We start from the raw sequence: 11,891 nt of genomic DNA on the forward strand, positions 1-11,891 counted from the left end.
TAATATTTTCTTACAACATTTTATATTATGTTAACCTTTAGTTTTGTATTATTAGAATTTTTTTAATTTCCAAAACATATTAAAAACATTACAGGAGGTGTTTATGGAGAGGCAGGAGTTTTATAGTAGAAATATAAAAAAAAATAATACAATTGATTTAAATCGATATAAGAAACAAAAGGTAAAGAAAAAACAAAAAAGAACTATTTTAAAACGTTATATCTGCACATTTTTAATTTTAATTACTTTAGTTCTTTCTTCTTTTATTATTACAAAAGAAATATATATTCAAAAAAGATGTGCTGATTTAGCTTATTCTGTTGAACATTATTTTACTAACGGCTTTGATAAAAAAGATAAGCTTCTTAGAGTTCAAGAAATGTCATTAATTTATTCTGATGGAGAAAATGCTCTTGTAGAAGCTTCCGGATTATCAAAAGAAGAACCTCATAAAAAAACAATTTTAAAAGGAAATTTTAAAAAAGATAAAAGTAATTTTTGGGTACTAGATGAAGTATATAATTAGTAATAGTTGCAAACAATTTGCAACTAAGTATATAATATATTTAGGCGTTATATAATATAATGTCTAAATATATTATTTTTAAGGAGTTGATTACTTTTTGATAAAAATAAAAGATTTATCATTTTCATATACAAACAAATCTGAACTTTTATTAGAGAATATTACACTTGATATACCTGGTGGTGTTTACTTATCAATACTAGGTGAAAATGGTAGTTGTAAAAGTACATTTATAAAATTGGTACTTGGATTATTAAAACCAACATCAGGTTCAATAACTTTAGATTTTAATAAAATTTCTTATGTACCTCAAAGATTAGATAATTTTAATTCTCAATTTCCTATAACAGTAAAAGAACTGTTAACAATGCATGCAAAAACCATGGGAATTAAAAAAACTACTGAAATAGATGACGTATTAAATAAAGTTAATATGAAAAACTTCAAAAATTCATTAATTGGAAATTTATCTGGAGGGCAACAACAAAGAATATTTATTGCAAAAGCCCTTATAGGGAATCCTGATTTAATAATATTAGATGAACCATCAACTGGAGTTGATGAAAAAAGTCAGAATGAAATCTATCCTTTATTAAAAAGTTTAAATGAAGATTTAAACAAAACAATTATATCTGTTGAACATAATACAGATGTTGCACTTAAGTATTCTACTCATATTTTAAAAGTTAATAGTGGTATTCTTACTTTATATACTAAAAAAGAATTTATTAATTATCTTGAATGTGAACATCATAAGTCTTGCGCAATGTAAATATTTTATTAATTTTAGAAAGGTAATTATATATGTTTGAATTAAGTTTTATGCAAAATGCCTTTATGGCTGGAATTATAGTAGCAATACTTTGTCCATTTATTGGTCTATTTATTGTTCTTAGAAGAAATTCTATGATCGGAGATACATTATCACACTCATCCTTTGCTGGAGTAGCTATTGGCCTCGTAATAGGAACAAATCCAATAATTACTGCTTTTTTATTTACATCACTTTGTGCAATAATAATAGAATTTCTAAGAGATTATTATAAAAAATATTCTGAATTAGTTATGTCTATTGTATTGACCTTAAGTTTAGGTATTGCAATTATATTAGTAAGTAGCGGTAAAGCTGTTGCTAAAGTAGATTCTTTTTTATTTGGTAGTATATTAACTGTAACAAGAGCAGATATTTTACTAATTGCATTGATTGGTGCTGTTTGTATAATACTTTTACTTATAATTTATAATAAATTAATATATGTAACATTTGATGAAAGTGGTGCTAAAACTGTTGGAATAAATGTTAAACTTATAAATTACATATTTACATTATTAGTTGGTGCAACCATATCTCTTTCTATTCAAATAATGGGAATTTTAGTTGTTTCATCAATAATGGTAGTTCCTGTAGCAACTGCTATGCAATTAAAAAAGGGGTTTAATAAAACACTAATTTTTTCTATAATCTTTGGGTTAATAGATGTTATATTAGGTCTAGTTTTATCATATTATCTTAATAGCGCTCCTGGAGGAACAATTGCTTTAACTTCAGTAATAATGCTAATATTAACTTTAATTTTTACTTCTAACAAAAATCATTAAAACATAGGTAATAAAAAATGCTACATAAACATTTATTTTAAAAATAAATTCTTATGTAGCATTTTTTATTTAGTTCTGTTTTATTAGTATTATCAATAATTTAATATTCTTAAAGCAAAATCCTATCCTTTATCCCACATAGATATCATCTATAATTTTAATAATGGCAAAACGCTTTTAAAATAACGATTTTTTTAATTCTCAATACTTTATAAACTCAATTTGAAGTTAAGAACTCTATCTATACTTTACTTATTTTTTTTGCACTCTTGACATACACCTTTAAGAATAAGGTTATGTTCTGTTAATGTAAAACCAGTTTTGTTTTCTACAAGTTCTTGTATTTGAATCATAGGACATGGAATCTCAACTTCTTTATGACAAATATCACATTTTAAAAAATGCATATGAGTCTTTTTCTTTAATTTATAAGAAAATACTCCATCTTCAAGAACAATTTTATCAATTATATCTTTTTCTTCAAATAACTCTAATGTTCTATAAATAGTACTTAAATTAATATTTATATTATCACATCTACATATTTGATATATTTTTTCTGCGCTCAAACTATTATTAGAAATTCTTAATATTTCTAATATCTCAATTCTTCCTTTGGTTACTTTTATATTCTTATTTTTTAAAAATTCTTTTAAATCCATTAGTATATCCCCTAATAAACATTCTTAAGTTTATTATAACACATGATTATTAAAGAACTATACTAAAAGAATACCATTTTTAATCCAAATAATATTAATATAACTCCTGCTAAAAAATCAGCATATTTACTTATAAAACTAATCTTTCTTATATATTTACATAAAAATAATCCACTTAAACATATTATCAATGTTATAAGCCCTATAAGCAAAGAATCTAATATAAGAAGTAAACTATTGTTTAAATTATGAAGAGTAGTAAATCCAACAACTAACGCATCTATGCTTACAGATACTCCTAGTATTATACAAGTACTACTCTTCTCTAATACATCATTTTTCTCATTATTCAATCCATCAAATATCATAAGTATACCTATAATAAAAAGTATTATACCACCTGCCAAAGAAGATATATTTACAATATAGAGATCAAATAAATATCCTATAGTACCTCCAACATAAGTAAACAAAAACTGAAAAAAAGCAAATGACAGTATAAATTTTATTTTATTTCTGTAAGTAAGTATAGAATTTAATCCTATACTCAGTGTTACGCCAAACGCATCCATAGCTAATATAATTCCTATTAATATAACTTCGCTTAAACCCATAATAATCACTTTCCTTATATCTATTAAAATTACTATCTATAATAATAATTATTATTATGAAACTGAAAATATATGCAAAAATAATTAATTAATTTAATATTTATCAAAAAAACTATTTATTTAATGTACTTTTTGTTGTATATTATTAAATAGAGTATTACTAATAAGTAAATAGTATATCACATTTATACTATTATGTTTTAAAAAGGAGCGTTTTTATGTCTAATTGTATTATTGCACAATCTGGTGGTCCAACTTCTGTTATTAATTCTAGTGTAGTAGGATTAATACACGCTAACAAGTCACTTAAAGTTTTTGATAAGGTCTATGGTGGCTTAAATGGTATTGAAGGAATTTTAAATAAAAATATAATTGATCTTACCTTAATTAATGAAGATGAATTACAAACTTTTAGATATACACCATCTTCTGGGTTAGGATCTTGTAGATATAAATTACAAAATCCCGATAATTCTTGTGATGAATATGAAAATTTAATAAAAATATTAAAAGAATATGATATAACTTCATTTTTTTATGTAGGTGGAAATGATTCAATGGATACAATTGCCAAACTTTCTGCTTATTCTAAAAAAAATAATATTGATATAAAATTTATAGGAATTCCTAAAACCATTGATAATGATTTAATGTTTACAGATCATACACCTGGCTTTGGTAGCGCAGCAAAGTTCATTACAACATCAGTATTAGAAACTTATCTAGATTCTTCAGTTTATATAAATAATGGTATATTTATATTAGAGACTATGGGACGAGACACAGGTTGGCTAGCAGCTTCAGCTTGCATAGCAAAAATAGATAACAAACCTGTTGCTGATTTCATTTATCTTCCTGAAACTGTTTTTGATAAATACCAATTTATAAATGATGTTAGAGAAAGATTTAAAAAACAAAATAAAGTTTATATTGTTGTATCAGAAGGTATTAAAGATGAAACTGGTAAATTTATATCTGAATTCCAATGTGTTTCTAATGATAATTTTGGACATGCCCAATTAGGTGGTGTTAGTAAGTATCTAAGAAGTTTACTTCTTGATGCCGGTATAACTAAAAGAGTAAAGGCTTTAGAACTAGGAATTTTACAACGTTGTGCTATGCACTTTGCATCTGATTCTGATTTAAATGAAGCTTATGATGTTGGTTATGTAGCTTTACAAAGTGCAGCAAATAATGAAAGTGGTAAAATGGTTGCTATAAAACGTGAAGATTCTAAAGACTATAAATCATCTTATTTCTTAGTAGACGCTGATAAAGTAGCTAATAATGTTAGGTACTTCCCTTCTGAATGGATTAATGAGGATGGAAACTTTTTAAAAGAAGAAGCTTGTGAGTATTTTTCACCATTAGTAAAAAATATTCCTAATTTAAAACTAGAAAATAACTTACCACAATATAAAGTTTTTAATGTCTAATTATGTTTAACTGAGTAAAAGAGTTATTAAACTCAAACTAATAACTCTCTTACTATAAAAATCTAATATAACCAAGATTTCATATTATCTAAATAATGAACTTTTAGAATATATCTAAAAGTTCATTATTTATAAAGTTAAATTTCCTCTTGCAATATCTTCTACTGTATTTAAAAAGAAATCTATTTCCTTTTCTGTATTATATACTGCAAAACTTACTCTAATCATTCCTGGCATTCTTTTTGTTTCGTCATTTAAAAAAGAACTTGCTTCTTCTTCGCTTATTCCCATAAGCCTTCTACAATAAGGATGTGCACAAAACCATCCATGCCTTACTGCTATTCCACGCCTCTTAGCTAATATTTCAGCTACTTCTTTGTCATAAAATTCATTTATATTAAAAACAGCTATTCCAAGCCTATCATAAATATTAAAAGTATCACCGTAATTAATTATTTGTGGAATGCTTTCAAGGCCTTGCAACATTCTTTTTAAAAGAACTTTCTCATGTTCTTCAATAAATTGATATCCTATATCCCTTAATTCTCTTAATGAATTTATTAAAGACATTACTCCTAAAAAATTTGGAGTCCCTGCTTCATTTTTTTCTGGTGGCTTAAGATAAGTTACTTCATTATCTAAAACCAGCTCCACTGTTCCTCCACCTGAATAGTCTGGAAGAGAATTTATAAAATCTTCTTTTAAACCTATTATTACACCTATTCCAAATGGAGAATATATTTTATGAGAAGAAAATACTAAAAAGTCTATATCCTCTTCTTTTGAATTTCCGCTAATACTAATTTTTTTATGAGCTACAAGTTGAGCTGCATCTACTATTAATTTAGCACCATATTGATGAACTATTTTGGCTATTTCATGAATATTGTTTATATATCCAGTTACATTAGATGCACCAGTTAGGGATACATATTTTATTTTTCCAAGATTACTTTTTAACTTTTCTTCTAACTCTTCAATTTTTAATCTTCCTTCTTTATTAACTTCTATATAATCAACTTTTCCTCTATTTCTCCAAGGCAAATCATTTGAATGATGCTCCATTCTTGATATAAGAACAATTTCATCATCTTTTTTAATTAATGTTTTAGCAAGTTTATTTAAAGCTTCTGTTGTATTATTAACATAGATTACAACATATTTATCTCTATTTTTTATATTAAAAAAATCCATTAAAAATTTTTTTGATTCATAATATAACTCAGTAGTTATTTCCGCTTTTTGACCTGTACCTCTGCCTATAGATGCGTAAGTTTTACTGAGTTTTTTCATATATGAAAAATTAGATTTAAAAGTAGGTGTAGTTGCTGCATTATCAAAATTTATTGAATTTATGCCATGACCTCTATAATCATAAACTTTTTCATCTATTCCAAGAAATAAATCTCTAACGTTCTCCTCATTTTTTATCCTCATATACATCTCCTCCAATATATCCTATTCAAATGTAGCTTTTATTGTGTCACCAAGGAATGTAGTTAATTTAAGTAATATATATGTATATAAATTCATATTATAAAGTGTAACAAATAGTCTTTTATAGTCATATAGTTATTAAGATAATATATGGAGGTATTGTAAAAAAATGAAACCTGATAAAAAATATATGAATATTAAATGTAATAATGACTTTGATTACAATTTTATGCCACTACAAAACATTTTTAATTTTCGCTGTAATCATTCATCATTAACACCCCTTTTTAAGGTTAATAATTCTCTCTTCGATAATGAACCTGATCATAATTTTAGAGGTGATATTAATTCTTCAGACTTATTTCCAGATGAAACTGTTGAATCTGAGCTATACTGTTATGTTAATGAATTAAATGAAAATTGTCACACAAAAAATCATGCTATAAAAGAAGAAAATCCCTCTGAATTGACTCCTGATAAAATATTAAGAGGTTTTGATTTAGATTTAAATGAAAATGAAGATTTAGAGCGTGCTAAGCCCGATAATGATGTAAATAGAATTTATTTAAGAATTGAAAAAAATAATCCTAATATATTGAATACACTTTTACGTTATGGTATTCCTTATCCAATGGCTAGGATGATTATTAAAAGAATAATAACATTGTCACTACAATATTGTGAAAAAAGGTAGGTGAAATTATATGTTTTTATTTAGAAATTCCTTACCTGATATAGAATCTAATGTAAGGTTTATACATGCTATTCCTGAATCTTTAAGTGTTGATATTTATGCAAATGATAAACCACTATATTCTAATATCTCATTTGGAGAAGTTTCAAATTATATAAATATAGCTCCCGGTAAATATGATATTAAATTATATAAGGCCTATACTTATGACACTCCCCTTATATCTAAAACTATAGAAATATTACCACTCTCGTATTCAACTATAAATATAACTTATGAAAATAAAGAAGTAGCATTTTTTAAATTAGATGATGGTGAATTTGAAGCTAATCCGTTACTATCATATGTAAGATTTATTAATCTTTCACCAAACTTATCTGGTATTTCTTTATCATTACCAGATGGACCACTTTTATTTGATGAAATTCCTTACTTAGAGACAACAGATTACTATCCTGTATCTCCTGGAATATATAATTTTGTTGTATCAGATAAAAATAATTTTAGTAAATTTATAAGTAATATTAATTTAGAAAAAAATATGTTCATAACAATTTATATAGTTGGAATTTTTAATGACACGCCTAGAATAGGATATATCCTCACTAAAGATGCTTATAGACAAAAGTAATTTTATAAATAATACCTATCTTAATATATTTAATCTATATTTTAAGATAGGTATTTTAAATTTAGGTTCTGTTTTAGCAAAGTTTTAATATATGCATAAGCAAAGCTAAATGGAGCTTAACTTTTAAACCTTTATCATAGCTAAAATTTTCTTAAATAAAATAGGCTTGATAGTATCTATATCAGTAGGTTCTTTAAATATTATCGTTGTAAAGCATACACTTCCTACCAATTCTATTATCATAAACAAAGTCATTTCAGCTTCTTCTTTTGACATGCCAGAATTAACTAGATTTTTTATAAAACTATCTACCACTTTATTTACATTGTAATATTCCTCTGGTTTTAATATATTTTTTCTATATAATCCCCAAGAAATATTTTTATTTATAATTTTAAGAAGTAACTTATTATGTTTTAAATTTTCTATTATATAATCTATAAAAAATAAAACTCTTTCTGAAAAATCATCTATTTTTTCATTAGTGGTCTCATTCATAGCCTCTTTTAATAACTTGTTGCTCTTTTTTAATATAAGTTTATTTAAAAGATCATGTTTATCATTAAAATATAAATAAAATGTACCTTTTGCTATTCCAGCTTTATTTACAATATCACTTATAGAAGTCTTCTCAATTCCTTGTGTTAAAAACAGTTCATATGCTGAATCAAATAACTGCTTTTCCTTCAATTGCTTCTTTGCACTAACCTTATCAATCTTTTCGTCATATAAGTTCATTTATAATTCCTCCAAAGATTATTCCTTAAATTGATATACCTATTATAAAATAGTATAATTATATAATATACATTTAATTATAACAATAAAACATTGGAGGATAAATAATGATTGTCTTAAGTTGTAAAGATATAAGTAAAAGTTATGGAATAGATGATATTCTAAAGGAAGTAACTTTTTCTGTTAATGATGGAGATAAGGTTGGTATAATTGGATCAAATGGAGAAGGTAAATCTACTCTATTCAAAATACTTTCTAAAGAAATCCTTCAAGATACAGGTGATATTTATATAGATAAAAATAAATCTATAGGCTATTTATCTCAACATTTAAACTTAAATTCTGAATTTACTCTTTATGATGAAATGTTGACAGTATTTAATGAGCTTATACAACTAGAAAATAAAATTTCTAATTTACAAATAAAAATGGGTGAACCTTATGACGAGAAAAATGCTGCTTATCACGAAAAAATAATAAAAGACTATACGACTGCTCAAGATTTATATGAAAACAGAGGTGGATATACATATAAGGGTGAAATATCTCGTATAGTTAAAGGTTTAGGATTTAATGAAAATGATTTTGATAAAGTTATTTCAACACTTAGTGGTGGACAGAAGACTAGAGTAGCTTTATGTAAGCTATTGCTTTTAAAACCTGATATATTGCTACTAGATGAACCTACTAATCATTTAGATTTGGATGCAATTGAATGGCTTGAAGAATACTTAAAAAGCTACAAAGGAACTGTTCTTATAATCTCACATGATAGATATTTCTTAGATTCTGTTACTAATATAACTTTTCAAGTTATAAATGGTCATGTTAATTGCTATAATGCGTCATATACTAAATACTTAGAATTAAAAGAAAAAGATTATGAAAGTAAATTAAAAGCTTATAATCTTCAACAAGCTGAAATTAAAAGACAAGAAGCTATTATAGAAAAATTCAGATCATTCAATAGAGAAAAGAGTATTAAGGCTGCTGAAAGTAGAGAAAAAGCTCTTGATAGAATTGACTTATTGAATGCTCCTGATGTTGAAAAATCTGCTTCTAAAATAAACTTTGAAACCTCTGTAAAAAGTGGATTTGATGTATTACATATTGAAGATCTATCTAAATCTTATGGAGAAAAAAAATTATTTTCTAATCTTTCTATTGATTTAAAACGTGGAGAAAAAATTGCTTTAATAGGTGAAAATGGTCGAGGTAAAACAACTTTATTTAACATAATAATGGATAAAGTGAAAAGTGATAGTGGCGTTAAAGTTTTAGGTGCAAATGTTAATATTGGGTATTATGATCAAGAACAATCAAATCTTAATCTTGATAAAACAATAATAGATGAGCTTTGGGACGACTTTCCTGAATTAACTACTACACAAATTAGAAATGTTCTCGCTTCTTTTTTGTTTACTGGAGATGATGTTTTTAAGAAAATTGATAAACTAAGCGGTGGAGAAAAGTGTAGAATTAATTTATTAAAACTTATGTTATCTAAAGCTAATTTATTATTATTAGATGAACCTACTAACCACTTAGACATACCATCTAGAGAAGCCCTAGAAGATGCTATTTTAAGCTATGATGGTTCATTACTAGTAATATCTCATGATAGATACTTTTTAAATAAAGTTATAAATAGAATATTAGAACTAACTGAAAATGGAGTTATAAATTATTTAGGTAATTATAGCTATTATACAGAAAAGAAAAAAAATCCTTTGAGATTTGAAAATTATGATGAACAGGATTCATCAAAAACAAAGACTCAATTAAATACAGAAAAAAAGAAAAAAAAGGCTTTAGATAAAGAGGCCAAGGCCCTTCAAAATAAAATAAAATCTCTTGAAGAAACTATAAATAAAAATGAAGAAGATTTATTAATGCTTCAGGAAGAATTGTGTAAAGAAGAAATTTACTCAGTTCCATCTGAAAGTGAGAGAGTTAATAAAGAGATTAAAGCCAAAGAAAGCTTAATTGAAGAACTTTATGCACAATGGGAAGAATTAAATGAATCAAACTAAAAAGGACTATGTTTTAAATATGCATATACCAAAACATATTAAAACATAGATTTCTTAAAACTATATATTTCAGAAATGATATAGTAACTACAGCCTTCTAAGGCTGTAGTTACTATACTATCTTAATCCTGAAGATCCAAATCCATTTGCTTTTCTTTCAGAACCACTTAATTCATTAACTTCTTCTATTTGAACATTAAGTACAGGTTTTATAACCATTTGAGCAATTTTCATGCCCTCTTCTATTTTAAAACTTTCTTTGCTATGGTTTATCAAAATAACACCAATTTCACCTCTATAACCTTCATCTATAGTTCCTGGTGAATTTAAAGTAGTAATTCCATGTTTTAATGCTAATCCACTTCTTGGTCTAATTTGAGCCTCTGTATTTGTAGGAAGCTCTATTTGTATTCCTGTATGAATTAAGCCCCTCTCTCCTGGTTCTAATAATAATTTCTCTACTGAATATAAATCTAATCCTGCATCTCCCTCATGAGCATAATTAGGCACTATTGCTTTTTCATTAATTTTCTTTATTTTTAATATGTACCTTTCCATATAATCACCTACTTAAAATATCTCGTGTAGCATAAGCTATACGGATTGTCTTTGCTTATATGATTATAAAATATAATTATATAAATAGCAAAAGATTGATAAGTTAAACAATCTTATCAATCTTTTAAAATATAGAAATTATCTATATCTACAATTCTTTTTTAAATTATTCATAACTAAAATTTTAGCATTAGTATTTTCTCTATTTATATTTACTTCATTCCAATTAACATACTTAGGTTTTTCAAAATAATTTTTATTAACAATCTCTATTATTCTATAACATCCTTCTGGTAAATTCTCAAATACTACTTTTCCTTGTTTATTAGTTAAACAAGATTCAATAAATACTGGACATACACCATTAAGCTTATACAAATTTATTTTAGCACCCTCTAAATATTCATTTTTACCGCCACAGTTTATAGATGATATAACTACTATTTCTCCTCTGACTTTTGGACATTGATTATTGTAATAACTAAATCCATTAAGTTCTGAATCATTTAATGTATCATGTTTTTGTATATCCGACTCACAATTTTCATAAGAAAAATTTCTACTATCAATATTGTTGTTTTCTGTTAACTCGTAATCATTTTCTTGAGAATTATAATTGTTTTTTATTGAATCCATTTCATCTTCTGTTAAATCATAATTAATTTTTAGTAAATCCTCGTTATCTCCTGTAAAATTGTAATTACCTTTCACTGTATGATTTTTCTCTTCTACTAAATCACAATCCATATCTATATTAGAAAAATCAGGATCTTCATCTGAAATTTCAAATATACATATATCATCATCAGATTCATAATACTTTATTTTTTCACCTGACGCTGATAAATTTATATGCATGTTATTCGTATCATTAGCCATAAAAACTTTCCTTTCTTATTTCTATACAATACTAGAATATGATTCAAAAATATTTTATGTGCTAATGACTTCGGATATTTAGAT

13 protein-coding genes are annotated in these 11,891 nt (G+C 25.3%); 7 read left to right on the forward strand and 6 right to left on the reverse strand.

The annotated features are described in order from the left end of the window. Positions 1-103 precede the first annotated feature (103 nt). The 3 genes from NG901_RS05310 (at position 104) to NG901_RS05320 (ending at position 2,125) form a co-directional block, all read left to right on the forward strand. Positions 104-526: a hypothetical protein gene (locus tag NG901_RS05310; RefSeq protein WP_252212708.1), complete on the forward strand. Its 423-nt coding sequence runs from the start codon at positions 104-106 to the stop codon at positions 524-526. A 97-nt stretch (positions 527-623) separates the two neighbouring features. Further along, positions 624-1,298, forward strand: coding sequence for a metal ABC transporter ATP-binding protein (locus NG901_RS05315; protein WP_252212709.1), 675 nt, complete (start codon positions 624-626; stop codon positions 1,296-1,298). A 32-nt stretch (positions 1,299-1,330) separates the two neighbouring features. Next, complete coding sequence (locus NG901_RS05320; protein ID WP_252212710.1) at positions 1,331-2,125, forward strand: metal ABC transporter permease; 795 nt, start codon at positions 1,331-1,333, stop codon at positions 2,123-2,125. A 248-nt stretch (positions 2,126-2,373) separates the two neighbouring features. Here the strand turns inward: NG901_RS05320 and NG901_RS05325 are convergent, their stop codons facing one another. Both NG901_RS05325 and NG901_RS05330 read right to left on the reverse strand, forming a co-directional pair. After that, positions 2,374-2,787: a Fur family transcriptional regulator gene (locus NG901_RS05325; protein ID WP_252212711.1), complete on the reverse strand. Its 414-nt coding sequence runs from the start codon at positions 2,785-2,787 to the stop codon at positions 2,374-2,376. A 62-nt stretch (positions 2,788-2,849) separates the two neighbouring features. Continuing rightward, positions 2,850-3,401 carry a manganese efflux pump MntP gene (locus tag NG901_RS05330; protein WP_252212712.1) on the reverse strand — a complete coding sequence of 184 codons (552 nt, stop codon included), beginning with the start codon at positions 3,399-3,401 and terminating at the stop codon, positions 2,850-2,852. Between the two features lie 218 nt (positions 3,402-3,619). On the opposite strand from NG901_RS05330, the gene NG901_RS05335 reads away from it, so the two are divergent. Then, complete coding sequence (locus NG901_RS05335; protein WP_252212713.1) at positions 3,620-4,837, forward strand: 6-phosphofructokinase; 1,218 nt, start codon at positions 3,620-3,622, stop codon at positions 4,835-4,837. A 129-nt stretch (positions 4,838-4,966) separates the two neighbouring features. Here NG901_RS05335 and NG901_RS05340 read toward each other — a convergent pair whose 3' ends face one another. Further along, positions 4,967-6,274, reverse strand: coding sequence for an aminotransferase class V-fold PLP-dependent enzyme (locus NG901_RS05340; RefSeq protein ID WP_252212714.1), 1,308 nt, complete (start codon positions 6,272-6,274; stop codon positions 4,967-4,969). 169 nt (positions 6,275-6,443) lie between these two features. Here NG901_RS05340 and NG901_RS05345 point away from each other — a divergent pair, with 169 nt between their 5' ends. Both NG901_RS05345 and NG901_RS05350 read left to right on the forward strand, forming a co-directional pair. Then, positions 6,444-6,968, forward strand: coding sequence for a hypothetical protein (locus NG901_RS05345; protein ID WP_252212715.1), 525 nt, complete (start codon positions 6,444-6,446; stop codon positions 6,966-6,968). 10 nt (positions 6,969-6,978) lie between these two features. Further along, entirely contained in the window at positions 6,979-7,599 is a 621-nt protein-coding gene (locus NG901_RS05350) for a DUF4397 domain-containing protein (RefSeq protein ID WP_252212716.1), read from the forward strand. A 123-nt stretch (positions 7,600-7,722) separates the two neighbouring features. Here NG901_RS05350 and NG901_RS05355 read toward each other — a convergent pair whose 3' ends face one another. Beyond that, positions 7,723-8,337: a TetR/AcrR family transcriptional regulator gene (locus NG901_RS05355; RefSeq protein WP_252212717.1), complete on the reverse strand. Its 615-nt coding sequence runs from the start codon at positions 8,335-8,337 to the stop codon at positions 7,723-7,725. 107 nt (positions 8,338-8,444) lie between these two features. Here NG901_RS05355 and NG901_RS05360 point away from each other — a divergent pair, with 107 nt between their 5' ends. Further along, positions 8,445-10,370 carry an ABC-F family ATP-binding cassette domain-containing protein gene (locus NG901_RS05360; RefSeq protein ID WP_252212718.1) on the forward strand — a complete coding sequence of 642 codons (1,926 nt, stop codon included), beginning with the start codon at positions 8,445-8,447 and terminating at the stop codon, positions 10,368-10,370. 117 nt (positions 10,371-10,487) lie between these two features. Here NG901_RS05360 and dut read toward each other — a convergent pair whose 3' ends face one another. Next, complete coding sequence (dut, locus tag NG901_RS05365) at positions 10,488-10,928, reverse strand: dUTP diphosphatase (protein ID WP_252212719.1); 441 nt, start codon at positions 10,926-10,928, stop codon at positions 10,488-10,490. Between the two features lie 138 nt (positions 10,929-11,066). After that, positions 11,067-11,807 (reverse strand): prealbumin-like fold domain-containing protein, encoded by a 741-nt coding sequence (locus NG901_RS05370; RefSeq protein WP_252212720.1) that lies wholly within the window; start codon positions 11,805-11,807, stop codon positions 11,067-11,069. Positions 11,808-11,891 lie beyond the last annotated feature (84 nt).

This window comes from Clostridium sp. CMCC3677 (genome assembly GCF_023845585.1).
GTDB classification, from domain to species: Bacteria; Bacillota; Clostridia; order Clostridiales; family Clostridiaceae; genus Clostridium; species Clostridium aquiflavi.

Excerpts from the sequence above, each read along its gene's own strand:
- NG901_RS05325 (WP_252212711.1), bottom strand. The coding sequence starts at position 2,787 with ATGGATTTAAAAGAATTTTTAAAAAATAAGAATATAAAAGTAACCAAA.
- dut (WP_252212719.1), bottom strand. The coding sequence starts at position 10,928 with ATGGAAAGGTACATATTAAAAATAAAGAAAATTAATGAAAAAGCAATA.
- NG901_RS05320 (WP_252212710.1), top strand. The coding sequence starts at position 1,331 with ATGTTTGAATTAAGTTTTATGCAAAATGCCTTTATGGCTGGAATTATA.
- NG901_RS05345 (WP_252212715.1), top strand. The coding sequence starts at position 6,444 with ATGAAACCTGATAAAAAATATATGAATATTAAATGTAATAATGACTTT.
- NG901_RS05355 (WP_252212717.1), bottom strand. The coding sequence starts at position 8,337 with ATGAACTTATATGACGAAAAGATTGATAAGGTTAGTGCAAAGAAGCAA.
- NG901_RS05330 (WP_252212712.1), bottom strand. The coding sequence starts at position 3,401 with ATGGGTTTAAGCGAAGTTATATTAATAGGAATTATATTAGCTATGGAT.
- NG901_RS05340 (WP_252212714.1), bottom strand. The coding sequence starts at position 6,274 with ATGAGGATAAAAAATGAGGAGAACGTTAGAGATTTATTTCTTGGAATA.
- NG901_RS05310 (WP_252212708.1), top strand. The coding sequence starts at position 104 with ATGGAGAGGCAGGAGTTTTATAGTAGAAATATAAAAAAAAATAATACA.
- NG901_RS05350 (WP_252212716.1), top strand. The coding sequence starts at position 6,979 with ATGTTTTTATTTAGAAATTCCTTACCTGATATAGAATCTAATGTAAGG.
- NG901_RS05360 (WP_252212718.1), top strand. The coding sequence starts at position 8,445 with ATGATTGTCTTAAGTTGTAAAGATATAAGTAAAAGTTATGGAATAGAT.
- NG901_RS05370 (WP_252212720.1), bottom strand. The coding sequence starts at position 11,807 with ATGGCTAATGATACGAATAACATGCATATAAATTTATCAGCGTCAGGT.
- NG901_RS05335 (WP_252212713.1), top strand. The coding sequence starts at position 3,620 with ATGTCTAATTGTATTATTGCACAATCTGGTGGTCCAACTTCTGTTATT.